General features: G+C 63.0%; 19 protein-coding genes. 12 read left to right on the top strand and 7 right to left on the bottom strand.

What is annotated here, in order from left to right; genetic code table 11:
• Positions 1–551 precede the first annotated feature (551 nt).
• The 4 genes from F8G81_RS05870 to F8G81_RS05855 all read left to right on the top strand — a co-directional run bounded on the left by F8G81_RS05870 (position 552) and on the right by F8G81_RS05855 (position 4,616).
• The gene (locus F8G81_RS05870) at positions 552–1,115 is read left to right on the top strand and encodes a dihydrofolate reductase family protein (RefSeq protein ID WP_267278073.1); all 564 of its coding nucleotides are present in this window, start codon (positions 552–554) and stop codon (positions 1,113–1,115) included.
• Between the two features lie 413 nt (positions 1,116–1,528).
• Positions 1,529–2,341, top strand: a complete 813-nt coding sequence (locus F8G81_RS05865; protein WP_267278072.1) for a hypothetical protein — start codon at positions 1,529–1,531, stop codon at positions 2,339–2,341.
• Between the two features lie 286 nt (positions 2,342–2,627).
• Complete coding sequence (locus tag F8G81_RS05860; RefSeq protein ID WP_267278071.1) at positions 2,628–3,074, top strand: iron chaperone; 447 nt, start codon at positions 2,628–2,630, stop codon at positions 3,072–3,074.
• Between the two features lie 765 nt (positions 3,075–3,839).
• Positions 3,840–4,616: a class I SAM-dependent methyltransferase gene (locus tag F8G81_RS05855; protein ID WP_267278070.1), complete on the top strand. Its 777-nt coding sequence runs from the start codon at positions 3,840–3,842 to the stop codon at positions 4,614–4,616.
• Between the two features lie 753 nt (positions 4,617–5,369).
• Here F8G81_RS05855 and F8G81_RS05850 read toward each other — a convergent pair.
• Together F8G81_RS05850 and F8G81_RS05845 are read right to left on the bottom strand one after the other, a co-directional pair.
• Entirely contained in the window at positions 5,370–6,185 is an 816-nt protein-coding gene (locus F8G81_RS05850) for a hypothetical protein (RefSeq protein WP_267278069.1), read from the bottom strand.
• Positions 6,185–6,646 (bottom strand): hypothetical protein, encoded by a 462-nt coding sequence (locus F8G81_RS05845; protein ID WP_267278068.1) that lies wholly within the window; start codon positions 6,644–6,646, stop codon positions 6,185–6,187. Before F8G81_RS05845 ends, F8G81_RS05850 begins: the two co-directional genes overlap by 1 nt.
• A 679-nt stretch (positions 6,647–7,325) precedes the next feature.
• Between F8G81_RS05845 and F8G81_RS05840 the strand changes: the two genes are divergently transcribed.
• The 7 genes from F8G81_RS05840 (at position 7,326) to F8G81_RS05810 (ending at position 12,639) form a co-directional block, all read left to right on the top strand.
• Positions 7,326–8,018 (top strand): hypothetical protein, encoded by a 693-nt coding sequence (locus F8G81_RS05840; RefSeq protein ID WP_267278067.1) that lies wholly within the window; start codon positions 7,326–7,328, stop codon positions 8,016–8,018.
• A 32-nt stretch (positions 8,019–8,050) separates the two neighbouring features.
• Positions 8,051–8,326: a hypothetical protein gene (locus tag F8G81_RS05835; RefSeq protein ID WP_267278066.1), complete on the top strand. Its 276-nt coding sequence runs from the start codon at positions 8,051–8,053 to the stop codon at positions 8,324–8,326.
• A gap of 23 nt (positions 8,327–8,349) precedes the next feature.
• Complete coding sequence (locus F8G81_RS05830; RefSeq protein WP_267278065.1) at positions 8,350–8,655, top strand: hypothetical protein; 306 nt, start codon at positions 8,350–8,352, stop codon at positions 8,653–8,655.
• Between the two features lie 329 nt (positions 8,656–8,984).
• A complete protein-coding gene (locus tag F8G81_RS05825) occupies positions 8,985–9,518 on the top strand; it encodes a hypothetical protein (protein WP_267278064.1) in 534 nt (177 codons plus the stop codon).
• A gap of 76 nt (positions 9,519–9,594) precedes the next feature.
• The gene (locus tag F8G81_RS05820) at positions 9,595–10,629 is read left to right on the top strand and encodes a hypothetical protein (protein WP_267278063.1); all 1,035 of its coding nucleotides are present in this window, start codon (positions 9,595–9,597) and stop codon (positions 10,627–10,629) included.
• 172 nt (positions 10,630–10,801) lie between these two features.
• The gene (locus tag F8G81_RS05815) at positions 10,802–11,539 is read left to right on the top strand and encodes a DUF4386 family protein (RefSeq protein WP_267278062.1); all 738 of its coding nucleotides are present in this window, start codon (positions 10,802–10,804) and stop codon (positions 11,537–11,539) included.
• Between the two features lie 203 nt (positions 11,540–11,742).
• On the top strand, positions 11,743–12,639 hold the full coding sequence (locus F8G81_RS05810; protein WP_267278061.1) for a ketopantoate reductase family protein: 897 nt from the start codon (positions 11,743–11,745) through the stop codon (positions 12,637–12,639).
• 49 nt (positions 12,640–12,688) lie between these two features.
• Here F8G81_RS05810 and F8G81_RS05805 read toward each other — a convergent pair whose 3' ends face one another.
• Entirely contained in the window at positions 12,689–13,486 is a 798-nt protein-coding gene (locus F8G81_RS05805) for a hypothetical protein (protein ID WP_267278060.1), read from the bottom strand.
• A 248-nt stretch (positions 13,487–13,734) separates the two neighbouring features.
• On the opposite strand from F8G81_RS05805, the gene F8G81_RS05800 reads away from it, so the two are divergent.
• A complete protein-coding gene (locus F8G81_RS05800; protein WP_267278059.1) occupies positions 13,735–14,760 on the top strand; it encodes a DUF808 domain-containing protein in 1,026 nt (341 codons plus the stop codon).
• Between the two features lie 283 nt (positions 14,761–15,043).
• Here F8G81_RS05800 and F8G81_RS05795 read toward each other — a convergent pair whose 3' ends face one another.
• The 4 genes from F8G81_RS05795 to F8G81_RS05780 form a co-directional block, all read right to left on the bottom strand.
• The gene (locus tag F8G81_RS05795; protein WP_267278058.1) at positions 15,044–16,201 is read right to left on the bottom strand and encodes a serine hydrolase domain-containing protein; all 1,158 of its coding nucleotides are present in this window, start codon (positions 16,199–16,201) and stop codon (positions 15,044–15,046) included.
• A gap of 183 nt (positions 16,202–16,384) precedes the next feature.
• Positions 16,385–17,161, bottom strand: coding sequence for a type 1 glutamine amidotransferase domain-containing protein (locus tag F8G81_RS05790; RefSeq protein WP_267278057.1), 777 nt, complete (start codon positions 17,159–17,161; stop codon positions 16,385–16,387).
• A 68-nt stretch (positions 17,162–17,229) separates the two neighbouring features.
• A complete protein-coding gene (locus tag F8G81_RS05785; RefSeq protein ID WP_267278056.1) occupies positions 17,230–18,126 on the bottom strand; it encodes a diacylglycerol/lipid kinase family protein in 897 nt (298 codons plus the stop codon).
• Positions 18,127–18,164: 38 nt separating this feature from the next.
• Positions 18,165–19,340, bottom strand: a complete 1,176-nt coding sequence (locus tag F8G81_RS05780) for a hypothetical protein (RefSeq protein ID WP_267278055.1) — start codon at positions 19,338–19,340, stop codon at positions 18,165–18,167.
• Positions 19,341–19,366: the final 26 nt, after the last annotated feature.

Here is a 19,366-nt window from a genome sequence, read left to right as displayed (position 1 = left end):
GATTCCTATCCCATCGGCCGCTCATGGCGATGTAACTGCGGTGCAGGATGACGTCCACACAGAGTCCTCCTCTGGCTCCATCGCAATGCAGGAGCGGCCCAGATCCGGCCCCTTATCCCGTGGAAAACGGGGTGGATGACCCCGCTAAGGCAGACGTTATTCCTCGGGCTACAGGCAGTCAATACGCGGGGATATCTCCTGGCAGGTGGGACGCCCCGGAGTGGACTGTTCCCGAATTGCATCGCGATGAAGCCTAAGCCTCTTCGGTTTCGGGCGAACCGATGACAGCGCTGCAACCGAAGACAATGGTTACCGTCGGGATCACGAACGTAGACGTTCTGAAGGCCTTGATCCTCCACCGGGCTGGACGTATTCATGTTGGACAGGGCGTCGCGCGGCGGGAGGCGGGAGGCGGGAGGCGGGAGGCGGTCGAGTATGCCACGCTGACCCCCGAGCATGAGGACTGACCTGCGATTCGATCGCGCACCGACGAGTTTCCCGCGCCGCGCCCGGACTATACGCTGGAGACCGACTGACGGAAGGCTGGCGCCATGCGGAAACTGATCTACGGCATGAATCTGACCCTGGACGGCTACATCGCCGCGGCCGGCGACGACATTGGCTGGAGCGGGCCGAGCGACGAATTGTTCCAGTGGTGGCTCGATCAGGAGCGGGCGAGCGGCCTATCGCTGTACGGGCGCAAGCTCTGGGAGACCATGAGCTCCTACTGGCCCACTGGCGACCAGCAGCCCAACGCCACTCGGGCGGAGATCGAGTTCGCGCGGAACTGGCGGGACACGCCGAAGGTGGTGTTCTCCTCCACGATCGACAAGGTCGACTGGAACACTCGCCTGGTCAGCGGCGACGCGATCGCCGAGATCACTAGGCTCAAGGCAGAGGACGGCGGCCCGATGAGCGTCGGCGGCGCAACGCTCGCCGGGGCGGCCATGCGGGCCGGGCTGATCGACGAGTACGTGCTGGCCACGTATCCGGTCCTGGTGGGCGGCGGCACGCCGTTCTTCACCGCGCTGGACCGCTGGGTGAACCTGGACCTGGTGGAGACGCGGACGTTTCCCGGCGGCGTGGTCCTGACCCGGTACGAGACGAGGCGCTGAGCGCAATTCCTCCGGGCATGGGGAATAGATCCACCACCGGCGGCCCCACGTCGGTGGCCAGAACTCGTCTGACTTCACGGAAATTAAAGGTGATTGCCCTTTTCGTAATGCTCAGTCGGCGAGACGTCTCGTTTCCCAAGGGTTATGAGACGTAGGCTACCGCCAGATCTCTCGAGCTAGTTAGACCCGGGCGGGGAAAAGCTGCCTCAAATTTGGCGTTTCCTCCACACGGCTTCAGGGCGCTTCCTGTCATTTCGGGGATTGCATGAGTCGAAACTGATCACCGTACAACTCGTCATTGTCACGGGTACTGTGCTGGAGGAGACTTGAGGCGACGGCATCCCATCTCGGGCCGCCCGCGGGGCCATCCGGCTGCGGGGCCTCACAGTACCCTGTAGCGGCTTGGAAAATCGATGAGCTCCATGACACCCCTTGGAAAGGCCGATCAGCGGTCGCGCCATCTCTTGCCCCTGGTGGTTATGGCACTGATTGCAAGTCTCGGCGGGTGCGAGTATGAGTCCGACGACGTCTCCCTCCCGTCCGCCAGTATTCCGACTACGGAAGCCAGTTTTCCGACTACGGATGCCAGCGGCATCCCACCGCTCCCTGAGAGCGGCGACGTCGACGCCGGCACATACCTCGTCACCAGCTTCACGGAGCCTTTCGAGATCACCGTCCCAGACGGCTGGTCGGGCGGCGAACTCGGCCTCGGCAAGGACGACCCGGATCGGCCGGGTAAAGCGGCGGTCTACGTGGGTTGGTGGCCCTCCGACCATGTGCCGACGGACGCATGCGCGTGGCAGGACGCACTCGTCGAGGTCAATCCGTCGGCTGAGGCCTTCGTCGAGGCGCTGACGGCGCAGACGTCCACGGCGAGCACACCTCCCGTTAAGGTCGTGGTGGGCGATTACTCCGGCTTCGAGTTCGACCACTCCGTCGAGGGCGACGTGGACATAACAGCCTGCGACAGCGGCAGGTTCTGCATCCACTCAGAAATGTTGTACCACTGCACACGCTGGTACTCGAGTCAGGATGAACGCGAAACCTACCGGGTGGTCGACCTGAACGGCCAGCGCGCTATGTTCTGGGTGGCCCAATACCACTCACCCGCCCAACCGGAGCTGACGAGAGAGGAGTGGGTGGCCGTCCACGCACCCATCAATCCGGAGCTGACGAGAGAGGCACGCGCCGTCTTCGACTCCATCGTGTTCAGGTCCGACAAGTGACCAGCTGATGCGATAGGGAAATTCCAAGAGTTTTCCATAGATGGCTATCAGTTCGGGCTGAGAGAGGCCAAAGGATCCGGCGCTGGCACGACAGTTCTCAACAACGAGACCAAGACTTGGGAGAGTCTCAGCGGGCTTGTACGGCTGCCTTAGCTTTCGGGCTTTCATAGGGTGGAGCATGGCTGCCCGTACTGTCGCCGCGACGTTCTTCAAATGTTGGATGCTTCCGGCATGGCCGGACCGGTCATAGACTCGGGGCGCGCACATCATCACGAAAGGTAACCCCATGAACGCGAGCGGGTCAGGAGGCTTCACCGAGGTGGAGCGGGCAGCAATGAAGGAACGCGCCGCAGAGCTGCGCGCTGAGAAGGGCGGCAAGAAAGCGGCCGCCGCCCTTGAGGACCTGCTGGAAAAGATTGCAGAGATGCCGGACGACCAGCGTGTGATCGCCGAAAGGATACACGCGATCGTGGCCGAGGCAGCACCGGCTTTGATTCCGAAGACCTGGTATGGGCAGCCCGCGTGGGCCAATTCCGAGGGTAAAGTTGTCCTGTTTTTTCAAGCGGCCGCCAAGTTCGGAACACGGTACTCAACCTTGGGAGTTCAAGAGGCCGCCGCCCTTGATGACGGCAATATGTGGCCGACAAGCTGGGCCATCACACAACTGGATACAGCCGAGGAAGCCAGAGTTGCCGAGATCGTAAGAAAAGCCGCTGACACCGAACTGCAGTAGCGCCCCCATAACTACGCAGCACGCTTCGATCCACCCCTGTTAGCCGGGTTTGAGATAGCCTGCGGCTGGCTAGGAGCGGCCCGGGCTGATGGTTCCCTCGCGGTAGCCTGACTCGGCATAGGCTGCGGTCTCCTGTGAGCGCGAATCGGTAGCTGCACTAGTTGCACTACTAACCCTCGAGGTCGTGGGACCGACGGCGGGCCGGGCGTCGAGCGGAGTGGGGGAACCAATGGAGTCCGCCGTCGGCCAGGTCCCGCTTTACGCCCGGGCCGTTTACGGGGTACTGGATTTTCCCCGCATTTCTTCCTTGAAGCCGTTAGCCCAGGCTGTCAAAAACGGTTGTGGAATCGAATTGAGCACGAGAAGATGCCTGAATTCTGGCGCTGCGTGACCCTTTCCTCCAATTTGGATCGTTCGGTCCCAAATGGTCGTTTTTGACCGTGCGAATAGGGCACCTTGACCGGAAGCCCGCACTTTTGAAAGAGTTCAGCATGTTTTCCTGCTGCGTCCTTGGAGGACCGGTTTTGGGGCGGACCATGCACGAGCGCTTGAGGCCTCTCGATTCGTCTTCAGTGGATCGGGGTATGCGATGGCCAGCAGCCCGCGCATGGCCCACCGGTGGAGGAAGAGCTTTGCGCCGCTAGGCGCGATCGAGCCTTGAACCTTGAACCTTGAACCGAGCATCCGCGCGATCTACGATGAACGGCCAGGAAGGCAAACAAAACGACAAGGGGCCTGCCCCGATGTGCGTGGGGAGGGATCACTGTGGGTGAGGCTGCTTACGGGGCATTGGCGTCCGTGTATGAGTGGCTGGTACCGGATGCTAAGGCGTCCCCGGCGGGCAATGCGCAGGCGTTCGAGATGGTGACGGCAGGGCTCGACCCGGGGGGACAGATCTTGGACTGCGCCTGCGGGATTGGGTTGCTGGCGGTGGGGCTGGCTGAGGCCGGGTTCCGGGTCACCGCGTGCGATGCCAGCCCGGCGATGGTCGAGCGGACCCAGGTGCTGGCTCGCGCTCACGGAGTCGAGCTGTCGACGCGGGTATGCCGCTGGGACCAGCTACCCGATCAAGGCTGGCAGGACCGGTTCGACGCTGTGTTGTGCGTCGGGAACTCGCTCGCGCACGCGGTCGGACGCAGTGGCCGGCGCGCCGCACTCGACGGTATGGCATTCGTGTTGGCGCCAGGTGGGATGCTGGCGCTGAACTCCCGCAACTGGGAGCAGATCCGCTCAGCCGGCAGCAGGCTGGACGTCTGGAACCGGCTCGTGGAACGCGCCGGCCGCAAGGCAGTGGTTGTGTACTCCTGGCAGGTGCCGCCTTCATGGGACGCCGAACACCACCTACAGATCTCGGTGGCAGCACTCCAGGACGGTGACCAGCTGCAGGTGACGACCGAACTGCTGCCGATCTGGCCCTTCCACCATGCGGAACTCCTAGCCGATGTCGCGGCCGCAGGTCTAAGCCTCGCAGGGTCCACGTACGACGCGACCCAACCGAATTACCTCGTCACCGCTCAGCGACGCCCAGGGTTGCCGACCTGACCCACATTCTCCTCGTCGCGGCGTCGAGTGCGGTACGGCGAGTCATAGAAGTCGTCTCGAATACGATCGATTAACGAGACAGCAGGCCACTCCCCCACTGACTTCCAAGATCCAAGTAGCGACACGGACATGGATGTCTCGAAATGCTGTCTAACAACCCATAGTCTCTCAACTGCAAATCGTTCGGGATTAAGAGAATATGGGGACGGCCATCCATTAGTACGGGATCCACGGTGCAGGTGGTGCAGTTCGAGGACCGACTCAAGCGACTTCAGAACCGCGCGATTAGTACCAGTACTTTCTTCCGGCAAGAGGGCGTCCGACTGCACCGAGCACCAAAAGCACGAGGCCGATAACAGCCAGAATCCACCCAATAGTTATCAGGATTCCAATGTTGAAAATATAACCAAGGATTAGTAGAACAACTCCGAGTACAAGCACTTTAGTCCTTACCTTTCCAAATATTCGAACCAACCTTAAAGTGCAAGACGGTTCCTTGCGCTCGTCCCATTCGTACCACACCGGGTTGTCGAGTGGAACAGGAACCTTACTGGCCCCACGTCGTCGCCGCGAACCTGCCCTTCACCACTGGTCTTCGGGCGATCTAGGGGGGATCCGGAACCTTCGGAACCGCGCGGTCGGTCACACCATGTCGCGGGAAACGATGCGATAACCGGTCTGATCTTCGGAGATTTTTGGCGCTCTTCTGTTCAGGGCATTTGAGCCGGCGGCCCGTCTCTCCGGGCCCGCGCCTCATTCTGCCTCCGACGATGCGGGGTAGAGGAAGACGTCTACGGAGTCGCCGCGGTAGTGGAACCGGACGACGCTCCCCTTCGGGAGGCCCATCACGGCATCATCACCCGAATGGGTTTGCCCGCCGACGTCTGCAAAAAGATCGACCCCGGGCGGCACACAATTGGCGCCGTCAACAAAAGGACCGGAACGATCGATGAGCATGAAGCACCGGTAGCCCCGTCCGTCCACGAAGAACCAGGGTTCGAATCCCCGATACTGTTGATAGCCGCGGAAGCTGGATTGGCCGGCAGCTTCCCCCCAAGGGAATTCCAGCGTTGAGAGGAACGACAGCATTGTGAAAACGGCGCTGTCAGCCTCGTCTGCGATCGGACGCAACGTGGCATCGGGATGCGGTCTAACGATCCATGCCACGGTGAACACAGCGGCAACAAAGACGGCAACAAAGACTGCCAGCGCGGTGGCCGTAAATGAGTAACGGCGGACTTGTGTCGCAATGCGACGACGCCAGGCTGAGGACATCAATCCAGTGCTGGGCTCCGCCACGGGTGCGATGCTGGTTGCTGGTTCCGGCCATTCTTCAATGAATGTGTTCCAGGTGGAGTGAGCAACTGACCCGGAATCCGGGGCTGCAGCGGGTGCTGTGACTTCGGTGCCGGCGGCGGCGCGAAGACTCGCAGTGCGTGCCGCCTCCAGTTCCGCCAGTCTTACCAGTGCTGCAGGGTCGGACTGGATATCTGCCTGCGGACCGTATGCCCTCCTGCGGAGCTCGTCCAGCTCCCGCTGAGCGTCGGACCGGGGTGAGGATGGGTCCATCAGCCCTCCTCCGGAGTGAGGTAGACGTAAGCGTCCACCGTGTCGTCACGAAGTACGAATCGGATGATGCCGTCGCCGGCGCGTCCTTCGAATCCTTCAAACCCATCCCGGGATGAGGCGACGTCCATCATGAGATCTGCTGGAGCCGGAGCACAGCGAACGTCTGAGAGATTACCGCTCGCCTGGTGCAGTGCCACGAGACACGGCGAGTCGAACGCGTTCACCCCGGAATAGATCTCGAGACCGAGATACGACCCGTATCCGCGGAGGGTTGAAGCCTCGATCTTCAACAGGGGTGCTCCCCTAAGCAGCAGTCCGGGGAGCCGGTTATCGACCGCGGCCCCGCTCGGATGAAGAGTGGCATCAGGACGCGGCGCGGATAACAGCAGAGTCGTCGTAACGATCCCTCCCGCGAGGACCAGTGCGGCACCGGCCCAGTACAGGCGACTCCACCTTGGCACCGGATGTTCTATCGAGGCAGCGTCCGCGGGGGCCTCCGAATCAGCCGCATTCCCGCTCGCCGGGGCAACCGGCAGAGAATCGACGCCAGCGCGGTCCGCCGCCTCAAGTTCGCGCAACCTCGCTAGGCCCGGAGGGTCGACACTTATGTCTGGATCCGGACCGTATGCCCGCCTGCGGAGCTCATAAAACTCACGGTCGGCGTCCGAAGAGTGCCTGAAGCCTTCCACAGCTCAAAGTACACCCATCTCGCGGAGCGGGTCTATACGCTCAAACATGGCTCGCCGGACGGTCGGTCCCGCAGTCATGGTCCGGGTAGGGGTGTCTGGAGAAGCCAGGACACAACATGAATGAAGAGGAGCCATTCTGGCGATCCCAACGCACCTACGCAAAGACAGTTCCATCACAAACCAGCCAGCGGCATAGGGGGCAAAGTTCCCGACTGCTGTTCTCCCGGGGACAGGGGCTGCAGTAATGCTGATGAGGATGGAAATGTGGCGATCGATGAACGCTTTGTCGTCGGAACAGGCACTGGACCGCTGTCCTTGAAAAACCTTGTTTGGCTTCAGCCCGTTGTAGATGCTGCGGCTACACCGGGCAAGCAGGAAAGCCGCCCGGAAGTTACGAGTCAACGGCGCCTGTGTACATTTGATCAGGCGGAACCTACCATGAGCCATGCCCATGACCGGCCGATCCGTCTCTGCCGTGGTGCTGCTCGTCATTGGGGCAGGACTGGCGCTGCTGGCTGTGCTGGTCCACTACGGATTCATGAGCATATACGGCGATGTCACCGATACCGCATTCGAGGCGCTCACCTGGGGGTTGACGTCCGGCCCCTCCGGATTGGCGTTCGGTCTGGTCGCGATGTTCGCCCTGATCGGCTTGATGCTCTCAACACGACGGTGGATGCGGCTGACGGCCGTGGCCATCCCGGTCCTCATGCTGGTCGGGATGTTCGCTGTCACCCCCTTGGCAGTTGGACAGAAGCTTGAGGTGCACTACGAATCGGCTCCGCAATGCGTGATCGAAGGCACGGAAGAGCCCATGGCCAGTGCAGATCGTGAGTCCCAGCGCGCGTTCGATTCCATCAGTCATGTCGGCGATTTCGGTGGCGGCGGCGTAAGTGGTGTCGGTGGCTGTGAACGAAGGTTTGTGCTCACGGGAGACGTTAACCTTGATGTGATGCGGCACTATCGCTTAGCGCTGCCAGCGGCCGGCTGGGAAGTGGTCGAGGATGACGGGCGCCACTTGCGGGCCCTGCATGACGGCCAGGCGTTCGAGGTGATGCTCTGCCCTGGAGGCGGTGTCATCTGGACCGGAAGCGCCGCCGACTCCCCAAGCGGAATACGAATGGGCTGTGATAGCGGGCACTGAACGAGTAACGCACCATTCTTGGCTGCATCGGGATGCACTCCGCCAACCGCCAATCCCAGCTACATGTTGCATCCACGATTCTGCATTACTGGTTCAGTATCCGCGCCCGCCAGGCGAAGGAACTCTCTGGCGGCAGGATCCTCATTGAACCGGTGTGGAAGGCAGTGGGCGAGGACAAAGCCGACTGGGATCAGGCCGTGGCACGCGGAGTGATGACCGGGGACTTCGATATGGCCCTCGTTCCCGCCCGCGCTTGGGACACCGAGGGCGTAACTTCGTTCACGGCCCTCACGCCCCGTTTCTCGTGACATCGAATGCAATGACTGCAAAGGTGACTGCCAAAACCTTCCAGTCCCTGAGCCAGGCCCAGCGACAGGTACTCAAGGACGCCGCGGCAGCCACCCCTACTTGGGCGGCCGGCGCCATGACGGCCGCGGCGAATGACGCCGCTAGCTTCTGCAAGGAGGGAGGCACCATTGTCACTGCGACCGAGGACGAGATTGCCGTTTTCAAGGCCGCGGGCGCCCCGGTCTACGCGATGCTCGAGGCAGACCCAGAAACCAAAACCCGCATAAGCAAGATCAGGGACCTGGCAGCCGCCGACCCTGCCTCAAGCGTCAGCAATGGTCATTTTTGACCTGCACCTTCGATCAAAGCCTGGGGCGCACTTCACAATGCAGCAAGACGTTCAGAAGCAGTCGCTTGTGCCTGGATTAATTGACTTTCAGCCGAAAGAGGCACACAGTGACGTTACGCACCACGTCGTTGGTGATATCCGTTCATGGTGGGGGCTGCAGAACGGATTTCTTATTGCTCTCACGCGATGAGCCGATCAGCAGGCTGGAAGCGGGCAACCAGCAAGTAGCTGGACCTTCCTTCCGGTCCACAGTGAATGTCGACAGACGCGTCAAGCGCTTCATCCTGGTCTAATACTCATCCTGTCTCTAGCAAATTGGGGTTCCACTCATGGGTTCAATCACCCGCGCCGCGCTCGTCCTTGCCTTCTCCGCAGCTCTCGCCGGGAGTATGGCTCTGCCCGCCTCGGCGGATCCGACAACCGCCACCATCCAAGTCACTGGAGGTGCCCTCGCAATTAGCGTTCCTACCGACGCCGGTAGCCTTGGCTCCCGCGTGAACACTGTGGGCGGGGGCACGATCAGCGGACCCTTGGGCCAGGTGCAAGTCAATGATGCCCGCAGCTCCGTTGCCGGTTCGGGTTGGGTTGCGAGCGTCATTTCAACAGCTTTCACCCCTGCGCCGGCTGGAACGGCCATCGCTGCCAGCGCTGTCGGCTACACGGCCGGACCAATCACTAAAGTGGGCACAGCGACCTACACAGCGAATGACCCGGCCAGCCTCGTCGGTGTAGTTCCTGCGGTCACGGCGACCGGGATCACCGGGGATAACTCCGCGACATGGAACCCGACGATCAGTGTCGCAGTCCCGGGAGGCGCGGTCGCCGCCATCTACTCGGCGACAATCACCCACTCCCTTCTCTAGCCACCGATTGGGCACGTACTCGCACGTGGGACGGCCAGCGTTCCTCCCCCGCGTATGGCAACGCATCATGCGGTCCATGTTGTGCATTATCGCCGGCGTCGGTTTGTGCCTAGTTGCCGGGGTGCCCGTGGACGCGTCCACGAACACCCCGACAGGCCAACTCCCTGCCGCAGGCCTCGGGCTGCGGCTCCTCGACGCCCCGTCCGGTGCCGCGAACGATCCGCGGGCACAGCTATACATCGTGGACCACCTTGCCCCTGGAACGGTTATTCAGCGGCGGATCGAGGTTTCGAACGGAGCCGCTTCCTCCACCCCTGTTGCACTGTATTCTTCCGCAGCCACCATTTCGGGTGGCTCATTCCTGGGCGCCCCCGGCGACACGCCTAACGACTTATCCACATGGACGTCTGTCGATCCGGGCACGTCCACGCTCCCGGCCGGCGGAAAGGTGACCGCCACCGTAACCATCGCCGTCCCGGCCGACGCGGCTCCCGGGGAGCAATATGGCGTTGTATGGGCCGAGGCGCGTTTGAGTCCCATCAATGGCGGCGGCGTCACTCAAGTCAGCCGCGTCGGTATCCGTCTCTACCTATCCGTTGGGCCCGGCGGGGCGCCCCCGGCCAACTTCACGGTCGACTCGCTAACGGCTGAGCGGACCGCCGACGGCCGACCCTCCGTCCGTGCGTCCGTCCACAACACCGGCGGCCGGGCCCTGGACATGTTCGGGACCCTGGATCTTTCAGGGGGTCCGGGCGGGCTCAGCGCGGGCCCGTTCCCTGCCAGTCTCGGCACGACCGTGGCGATCGGTGCCACCGAGTCCGTCACGATCGTCCTGGACAAGCAGATACCCGCCGGTCCCTGGGAGGCAGGGATCACGTTGCATAGCGGACTGCTTGAACGACGTGCCCAGGCAACGATCACCTTCCCTGATGCCGGTTCATCGCCCCCAGTGGAAACGACGACTCCTGACCCCGGATGGCTGTACGTTAGCCTCGCGCTGCTAGCCGTCCTGCTGCTGGGTACCGCCGCGTGGCTCCAATTGCGCTACCGACGCCGGCGCCGCATCAGGGCCGGAGTACCCACAGCCGCCACGGCCGTTAAAGGTTCCTGAAACGACCAGTCCAGCTTCGGCGTGCAGCCAATCGGACTTGAACTGAAGCCCTGTTCACCGGATATTTACCCTGCAGACTGCCACCCGCGAAAGGCCTACACTGATCGTAAGTTTTGCATTCTTCTTCGTGCTTGCAGTACGCCCCAGAGCGCAGCGCAAGGGAAGGAACGCCATGGATGCCAGAGCGAATTACGAACCGTCGGATGGCCAAACAGCGGGCCCTGTTAGACCGGATGGGGTGACCGGGAGGCCGGACCGCTGGACCGCGGCGGCTGGCCTGGTGTTCACCGCCCTGGTTGTGGCCAGCATCTTCACGCCCGAGGTACCCAGTGGCGACAGCCCGGCGGAGGACATCGCGGCCCAGCTTGCCGCGGAGGGCACCGGCCACCGGCTTTCGCTGCTGCTGGGATTGATCGCCGACATCGCATTCCTGGTGTTCCTGGCTGGCCTCTGGAGCAGGCTGCGCCGATGGGAGGGCCAGGCCGGGATGTTCGCCGCTCTGGTCCTCACCGCCGGCACTGCCGTGGGGGCACTCATGCTGGTTTCGGGGGGCCTGCACCTGGTGCTCATCCAGTACGCATCCGGTGGCCAGTCCGACCCGGCGGTGCTGCCCGCCCTCGCCGTCCTCAACCAGTGGGTGGGTGCGGCCATCCTGCCCCCTAGTATCGCCATGTTCCTCGGGGCGGCGGTGGCCATCCTGACCACCCGGGCGCTACCGCGGTGGCTGGGCTGGGTGGCTGCCGCCACGGCCCTGCTGCAGCTCATTGCGCTCGCGGGAGTATTCCAGACCACCATCGAGGGAGTGGTCGGCATCGCCGCTTTCGTCGGCTTCCTGCTTTTCATGGTCTGGGTCCTGGCCACGAGCGTCGTCCTCCTGATACGGCCCGGCCGGCAGCCGAACGGTCCATAACGACACGAAACGTGGAACCGTTTGCCGCGCAGCCCTACCGCCGTCGTAAATTCACGACGGCGGCGCTTGCCTTGGTGCCGCGGGTGGGAGGCCCGTCTGAAACCGCCTAGCCTTGGAACATCGGACACAAAGCCTCGTCAACTGTTCCCTGGCTCCTGTGCCCGGTCAACTATTTTGAAGTCCACCCCGGAAGGTATGCACCCATGCGGATACTCGTCGTCGGAGCCGGAGCCACAGGCGGGGCGTTCGGTACGCTCCTGCAGGAAGCGGGACGGGATGTCACGTATCTGGTGCGTCCGCGGAGGCAGGAAGTCCTTCTCCGCGACGGGTTGCGCTTCGTCTCCCCCACCGCCGACCGGACGCACCCGGTGAAGACCATCACGGCACCGGACGGGCCGGAGGCCTTCGATCTGATCCTCGTCACGGTCAAAGCCAGCGCGTTGGACGGCGTACTAGGCGAGATTGGCGCTTTCGTGGGACCCGGAACCACCATCATTCCAATCCTCAACGGCATGGCCCATGTGGACCGGCTTGAGCAGCAGTACCCGGGACAGGTGCTCGGCGGCCTGGCCCGGATCGTTGCCACGCTCGACGGCGATGTGGTCCGCCAGCAGGTTCCCCTCACTTCGTTCATGGTGGGCGGGCTGAACGGAAACCCTGTCCCATCTGATGTTTCCACTGCTCTGGACGTGCCCGCCGTCGACTTCTCGGTAGTCGACGACATATTGGGTGCTCTGTGGGATAAATGGGCCTTCATCGCTGCCGCGGGGATCGTCAATTGCCTGTTCCGGGCGCCGGTGGGACGGATACTCGACGCCGGCGGGGAGCCCAGGATCCTGGAGGCCATCAGCGAAACCGAAACGGTGGCCGCTGCGGCAGGACATCCTGTTTCCGATGCCGCTCATGCACAAGCGGTCGGTATACTCACCCAGCCGGGATCGGCCTTCACGTCCTCCCTGTACCGGGACCTCACCGCCGGGCTTTCCTCGGAAGCCGAGCACATCCTGGGCGACCTCGCCGGCAGGGCCCGCAGCCTCAACGTCCCGACGCCACTGCTGGACCTCACCCTCATCCAGATCAGGGCCGGCCTCCCACTCTGAATGAGCGGCGGTTTCGAACAAACGTCGCAACAGCGACTGGCGCGGCGCGTTACCTAGCCTTCGGCGGGTCGGCGGCCCTGTGGAACACGTAGACCTCGACGTAATCGCCGTTGAGCACGAATCGGTCGATACCCTGGGCATCGAACCACATCACCTCCGCGACGGTATCGAGGCCTTTGGGGGAACACCCTTCGGCACCGTTATACTCGCGAATCCCCTGATCTTCCACGAGCAGACAGACCATGCCGTAGCGGGACTCTCCGCTCCAGACACGGAAGTCGTTGAAGTTCTCGTATTGCCGCAGCTCATTGGCATTGAGACCCATCGCGTCGAGAGTGCCGAGCCTGTCTTGGGGCTCATCGGTGTCCGCGCCGACCGACTTCAATGCGAGCCTGAAGTCCGCTGCGGGCACGTAGGCGGTCCCACGGTGCTGCGCCTCTGGGACGACAGCGGGCTCATCAGCACGCAGCTGCAACAGCAACGCGACGTGAACCGTGATCAGGGCGAGGGCAGCGGTGGCGCCGCCGAGGATCATCAACCAGCGGCGGCGGCGCCACCACGGTGCCGCGGGGGCTCCGTCGACAGCCTGCGGGACCGATGTCGAAGTAGATCGCGGCCCTTCGACCGGCTCAGCGACCGGGACGCGTTCCCGGACCGGGGCGGGGACGCTCGGGGTGGGTTCGATGACGGGAGTCAGCTGTCGGTGTTGGGCGGCCTCCAGTTCGGAAAGCCGAGCCTGCGCCGCCACATCCCCCGCGATGTCGCCATCCCGTCCGTACGCGCGTCGCCGCAGGCGCTCCAACTCGATAGCTTCCACACCCTCGACCGACCCCAGCGGGTCATCCATGCCCTAATTGTCCACCCGGGCTCCACCGGGGGCTAGAGGCATGGCACGGGGCAACCCGCTGCCGCCGTCGTACGTCCTGCCGTTGCTGAGCCTTGAGCGAGACTTATCCGTGCTGGCATCACTCGCATAAGGCACGCCCTCGTCGAAGGGGCCGCCCGCCCTCGATATACTCCAAACATGCCAATCACACGCCTTGACCGAGGCAACCACACTCAGCCGTCCGCCGTCGAACAGTACGGGAGCGATCTGTGAGCGGCGGTCTGGTCGCCCTGCTGGACGACATCGCAGCCCTGGCCCGCATCGCGGCCGCCTCGGTGGACGACGTCGCTGCCGGAGCGGCGAAGGCGGGGGCCAAGGCCGCCGGCGTGGTAATCGACGACGCCGCCGTCACCCCGCAATACGTGTCCGGGGCGGACCCGTCCCGCGAACTGCCGATGATCAAGAAGATCTTCTGGGGATCGCTCCGGAACAAGCTGTTGATCATCCTGCCGGCCCTGCTGCTGGTCAGCGCCTTTGTCCCCTGGGCCATCCCGTTCATCCTCATGCTGGGCGGCACCTACCTTTGCTACGAGGGCGCCGAAAAAGTCTGGCACAAGCTGCGCGGCCACCACACCGCGGAGGAAGATACTCCTGCCGTTGAACGCGGCCCTGAGGCCGAGGCCAAGGTCATCAAGGGCGCCATCACCACCGACTTCATCCTGTCCTGCGAGATCATGGTCATCTCAATGAACGAGGTGGCCGCAGATTCCTTGCTGTCCCGGGCAATCATCCTGGTGGTCGTGGCCCTCGTGATCACCGTGCTCGTGTACGGCGCCGTCGGCCTGATCGTCAAGATGGACGACATCGGCCTGCACCTGGCGGCCAAGGATTCCGCAAGCTCCAAGCGCTTCGGCGAGCTGCTGGTCAAGGGGATGCCCGCCGTGCTGGCCGCAATAACCTTCATCGGGACCATCGCCATGCTGTGGGTAGGCGGCCACATCATGCTGCAGGGGGCCTATGACCTCGGCTGGCACGGTCCGTATGACATCGTCCATGTCCTCGAGCACCCCTTCGAGGGGATCGCGGTGGTTGGCAGCTTCCTGGCCTGGCTCGTGAACACCTTGTGCTCAGCCGTCATCGGGCTCGCTTGGGGCATCGTGGTCATGGCAATCGTGCATCCGCTGCTGAAAGCGCTGCCGTTCGGCAAGAAGAAGGGCGGGCACGAGGAGGGCGACATCCGCGCCGAACTTGCCGGTTACCGGCCAACGAAACACGACGGCGACGCCTCCTCCTAGCCCGTTGTCTCACCCGGTAAGCCCCGACCTCTTGAGGTTGGGGCTTACCGCGTTTCAGGCCACCGGTTTGATGTTCTGGTTGATATGGAACAGGTTGCCCGGATCGTACGCGAGGTCCAGGCCCTTGTCGCGGGCAAAGTTCACTCCCGCGAGGCATCCGCGATTTGCGAAACCAATGGTGACTCCCATTCGCCGGTTACCGAACGGAGTAGGCGGAGCATGCTCCTCTGGGGCAGCGACCCAGGCGCGTGCCGCCGTCGTACTCCCCTGCCTCAGAGCAGCGCTAATCGCAGGTGCTGTCGAGAGCCTTCTGCGCAAACTCCTCCAGCCCGTAATCGCCTGGAGGCGTATCGACGCTCAGCGGTTCTGCAGCGTGTGCCATGAACACAGCCAGCTGCCTGGAGCCGTCGGCGCTGGTCATCGCGATGGAGGCATAGCCGGGTGCTCCGCCGAGATGGCCATAGTAGTAACCGCTCGTGCAGCTGTCCCACCATTTGGCCAGGCCGAGCCCGTACTCAGAGGAGTTCTGGCTTTGCATCTCCTTGACCAGCGCGGGATTCACCACCTTGCCTGCCAGCAAGGCCGAGAAGAACACGTTCACGTCCTGGACTGTGGAGATCATCCCGCCCGAGGCAGATCTGCTCTGAACACCGGCCTCGGTGGCGTCCACCCGTTCGCCGTCGATCATGACATAGCCGTGCACCATGGTGGCGGGAGCTTTGGCGGTTCCGGCGAGCAGTGTCCCGGCCAACCCGAGGGGCTCCACAATGTCAGTCCGCAGCACATCCCCCAGGCTGCGGCCTGACACGCGCTCGACGAGAAGTCCCAGCACCACGTAATTGGAGTTCGAGTACTCATACACGCCAACATCGGCGGAGTCCCACGGCGCCATTCCTGTCAGCTCAAGCCTTCGCTCCGCGGTAAGCGGGGTGGCCAGGACCTCTTTCACGGGACCCGATCTGATGAGCAGTTCCTCAAAGCCTGGCATCCCGGACGTATGGTCCAGCAGCATCCTGACGGTAATTGGCTTGGGCGGGTGCAGGACTGAATCGAACTCCGGCAGGTCATCGCTGACCAGGTCATCCAACCGGATTTTTCCCTGTTCAACCAGCTTGAGGACGGAGGTCGCCACCATGGATTTGGTCAGGCTGGCCATGTGGAACGAATCGCCGGACTCGGCGGGAACCTTCGTCTCAAGGTCCCGAACACCTTCGGCATTGGACCAGACTTCCCCGCCCAGCCCCGCCTGGATGAGGACGGCTGAAGCTCCTGCTGCCAACCGCTCGGTGCTGAACTGTTCCAGTTCGGCTTTCAATTCATCCATCGACGACGGCGGCGACGGAGCCGGATCAGGACCGGCGGAGCAACCAGCGAGCGCAAGCAAAAGGACAGCGAGGCCGAACGCGGTCTTACGTCCAAGGGCCTTATGACTCCAGCTCACCAACATCCCGAACAGCCTCTCCCGCGTGGGGCAACAGGCGCTGCCTGTTCCCCCCAGCCATATTCAGATGCTCCCCACGCCGTCGCAGCGAGTCAACAGCGCACAGGTGATGGCGGCCGATGCGACAACTGACGGCCACCTCATCGTGCCGGGGTGGCCGTCAGTTTCAGTACGCTGTTGGTGTCAGTGCTCCGCTTCCGCCGCAGCCTTCTTTGCGTTTTTCTGGGCGTCCTTCTCGGCGCGCAGACTCTCCGTCTCGTGCTGTTCCTCGGCCTTTTCCTGGTGGATGAGCTCTGCGAAGAGCTTCTCCATTTCCTTGGCCACGCCGGCAGCTGAAGCCGGGTTCTGGCCTGTCACCAGCCGGTCATCCACCACCACCATCTCCTCAAAGACACCAGCGGAGACATGGGTAGCACCCTGTTCCTCAAGGCGGTCTGCCAGGAAGAACGGGATGACCTTGTCTTTCCCTGCGGCAACCTCCTCGTCGTTGGTGAAGGCGGCCACCTTCCGGCCCTCGACGAGGCGAAGCCCGTTCTCCAATTCCACGTTCAGCAGGCCGGCCGGCCCGTGGCAGACCGCGCCCACCAAGCCGCCGGTGTTGTAGACGCTCGCCACCAGATTCTGCAGGCCTTCGCTGTCCGGGAAGTCCCACATGGTGCCGTGGCCGCCTACAAGGAAGACGGCGTCGTACTGGTCGGGATCAACGACGTCGACCCGGGCCGTGTTGTAGAGACCGGCGCGCGTAGTCTCGTCCTCCGTAAAGGCGACCTGGATGGGATCTCCTGAGTCCACCTCGTCGCGCGGGGGCTGGCCGCCCTGGATGGACGCAAAGTCGACGAAATGCCCGGAATCCTTGAACACCTTCCAGGGATGTGCAGCCTCGGCCACGTTGTAGCCGGTCTTCTCTCCGGTGTCGCCGATCTCGGAAACGCTGGTAAGTACCATGAGGATTTTCTTCATGAAGTGCTCCTTTCGCCCAAGTCCCACCCTACGCCCGCCGAATTTGGGCCCCCACGTCTAGACAGGCGTCAGATAGTGGCGAGGGCTCCCCTGGCGCTTTCCACCAGCACATGGGTGCCTGCCTGAACATGTACAACTTCGCCGTCAATCTGGCATGGAACAGCATTCCGCGTCGTGAAGGCATAGCTGCTGACGCTGGGTTGATGCCCCAGTCCCAAAGTGACGGCCCGAAGGGTCATCAGCGCCATCTTCCAACGCCCGGCATGGGGCAACGTCACCACCTCGAACTGCCCATCATCCGGGTGGTTCGACTCGCTGACCCGCCCATACTTCGCCATCCGCGAGATGTTGGCCAGGATCAGACTGTCGAATTGCGCGGTTGCCCCGTCGGCCCGCACGAGCTCAAACGGCCTCAGGCCAGAGAGCGTCCGGGCAACGGAGATGAGCTCGAGGATTTTCCCTTTTCCGCCCTTTTCGATCCCGATCGCCATCAACGGTGTGAGTCCGAACCCCACATATGAGTGGGCGTACTGGACCTGCTCCCGATGTGCACCGCGGAACGTTATGCGCAGCAGGTCGATGCGACGGACCCGGCTCTCGCGGATGGCCTCCGTAAACGGCCTTACGGGCCTACTCCTGTGATGGTCATTGGCGTTACCTGCAGGGAGCACAGTGCAGACAGCCCTGGTGGCGGGAACGTCCATCACCCCGTTGACAACCTCGTTGTACCCGCCATCGCCGCTGACTGAGACGATGAGCGGGGATCCCGCCACGGCCACGGACCGCGCCAGATCGCGGGCGTGGCCCGCAAAATCCGTCGGCAGCAGCTCAATTGGCAGACCCGGCAGATCAGTGCCGAGATCACGCTGCACGTCATGAATCCGCGTGGCCATTTCGGCTTTGGTCGGATTGAAGATCAGGACCACGCGGTCGAAGGGGGCGGCAGGTGCCCGGTCATCAGCCATGTGCCCATCCTCCAGTCCCGGTTGCGATCGAGTCCAGCCTAGCCGTGGATGTTCTCACGCAATGAAAGCAGCGGCCTCCGCCTTCGCAGCACGGCGATGAGGACAGCAGCACCGGCAAGAAGCAAAGCGCCGCTCCCTGCCGCAATGACAGGAACACCAGCACTGAAAACGTCCCAGCCTGCCGCAACCTTCAAAGCGTCGTCAGCCGCGTCAACGGCTCCCCCGGACAAGGCGGCCGGAGCGGATCCCAGCAATCCGGCGTCGAACACTGTAAGAGTCTTATCTCCCCTGTTGACCACCACCACTGAGCCGTCGGCTGTGAGTGCCAGACGGCCAGGATCTTCCCCGGTGGGTATGGTTTCAGCCACCCGGTCAGCGCCGGGAGGGATGACAGAGACCGTGTTGTCCGCACTGTTTGTCACGTACACCCTCCCATCCGGACCGGCCACCACCTCCTGCGGTTCCCGGCCCACCCGGATCCACCGGGCCACTTTGGTGCCGCCGGGCTCGATAACTGCAACGGCGTTCGACAGGACGTTTGCCACGTAGACATTTCCATCAGGCGCGGCTGCTATCCCGTGAGGGCTTGAACTCTTGCCCACGTCGATAGTGTGCGAGGGGCTTGTGGCGCCGCTCGGAATAACGCTAACGGTGCCTGCATGCTGATTCACCGCGTACGCAGTGCCTCCCTTCGCCACGGTGACCTCCACCGGAGAGTGCCCGGCCTCCATGACACGATGAACCTTTGTCCCGCCCGGCAGGACCACCGAGACAGTGCCGTCATTCCCGCTGGCCACATAGAGCGATCCGTCCGGCGACGTCGTCAGCCAGTGGTTACCTTGCGTCAACGGAATGGTCGCCGAGACCTCGCCTGCCCCGGGTGTCACAACGCCGAGCTCGGTCTGCATGGACTCGGTGGACTGGAGCACATAGAGCGTCCCGTCCGACGTCATGGCCATGGAGGTTGAGAAGTGGCCAACTTTTATGTGCCGGAAGGCTTGAGCCTCCCCGGATCGGAAGACGCTTACGCCACCCAGAAAGTTGTAGTCGCTGACGTACAACGTGCCGTCCGGGCCGGCCACAACTCCAAGCGGCTGGCCGCTTACGTTGATCACCTGTGAGTCTTGAGCGGACGCCGGCGCGGGTGCCAGCAGAGCCGCCGCCCCGGCAAGCAGGAGGGCACAGACGGCGCGACTGAATGGCTTGATGTTCACGATGATTCCCCCAAAAGCTATGGCCG

It is taken from the genome of Arthrobacter sp. CDRTa11, from assembly GCF_026427775.1.
In the GTDB taxonomy this organism is placed as follows: Bacteria; Actinomycetota; Actinomycetes; order Actinomycetales; family Micrococcaceae; genus Arthrobacter.
This window is presented reverse-complemented; position numbering and strand designations above follow the sequence as displayed.

Coding starts and splice junctions, on each gene's coding strand:
- F8G81_RS05790 (WP_267278057.1), bottom strand. CDS start 17,161: ATGAAGAAAATCCTCATGGTACTTACCAGCGTTTCCGAGATCGGCGAC.
- F8G81_RS05785 (WP_267278056.1), bottom strand. CDS start 18,126: ATGGCTGATGACCGGGCACCTGCCGCCCCCTTCGACCGCGTGGTCCTG.
- F8G81_RS05805 (WP_267278060.1), bottom strand. CDS start 13,486: ATGGATGACCCGCTGGGGTCGGTCGAGGGTGTGGAAGCTATCGAGTTG.
- F8G81_RS05820 (WP_267278063.1), top strand. CDS start 9,595: ATGTTGTGCATTATCGCCGGCGTCGGTTTGTGCCTAGTTGCCGGGGTG.
- F8G81_RS05850 (WP_267278069.1), bottom strand. CDS start 6,185: ATGGACCCATCCTCACCCCGGTCCGACGCTCAGCGGGAGCTGGACGAG.
- F8G81_RS05835 (WP_267278066.1), top strand. CDS start 8,051: ATGCACTCCGCCAACCGCCAATCCCAGCTACATGTTGCATCCACGATT.
- F8G81_RS05870 (WP_267278073.1), top strand. CDS start 552: ATGCGGAAACTGATCTACGGCATGAATCTGACCCTGGACGGCTACATC.
- F8G81_RS05815 (WP_267278062.1), top strand. CDS start 10,802: ATGGATGCCAGAGCGAATTACGAACCGTCGGATGGCCAAACAGCGGGC.
- F8G81_RS05865 (WP_267278072.1), top strand. CDS start 1,529: ATGAGCTCCATGACACCCCTTGGAAAGGCCGATCAGCGGTCGCGCCAT.
- F8G81_RS05860 (WP_267278071.1), top strand. CDS start 2,628: ATGAACGCGAGCGGGTCAGGAGGCTTCACCGAGGTGGAGCGGGCAGCA.
- F8G81_RS05825 (WP_267278064.1), top strand. CDS start 8,985: ATGGGTTCAATCACCCGCGCCGCGCTCGTCCTTGCCTTCTCCGCAGCT.
- F8G81_RS05810 (WP_267278061.1), top strand. CDS start 11,743: ATGCGGATACTCGTCGTCGGAGCCGGAGCCACAGGCGGGGCGTTCGGT.
- F8G81_RS05840 (WP_267278067.1), top strand. CDS start 7,326: ATGACCGGCCGATCCGTCTCTGCCGTGGTGCTGCTCGTCATTGGGGCA.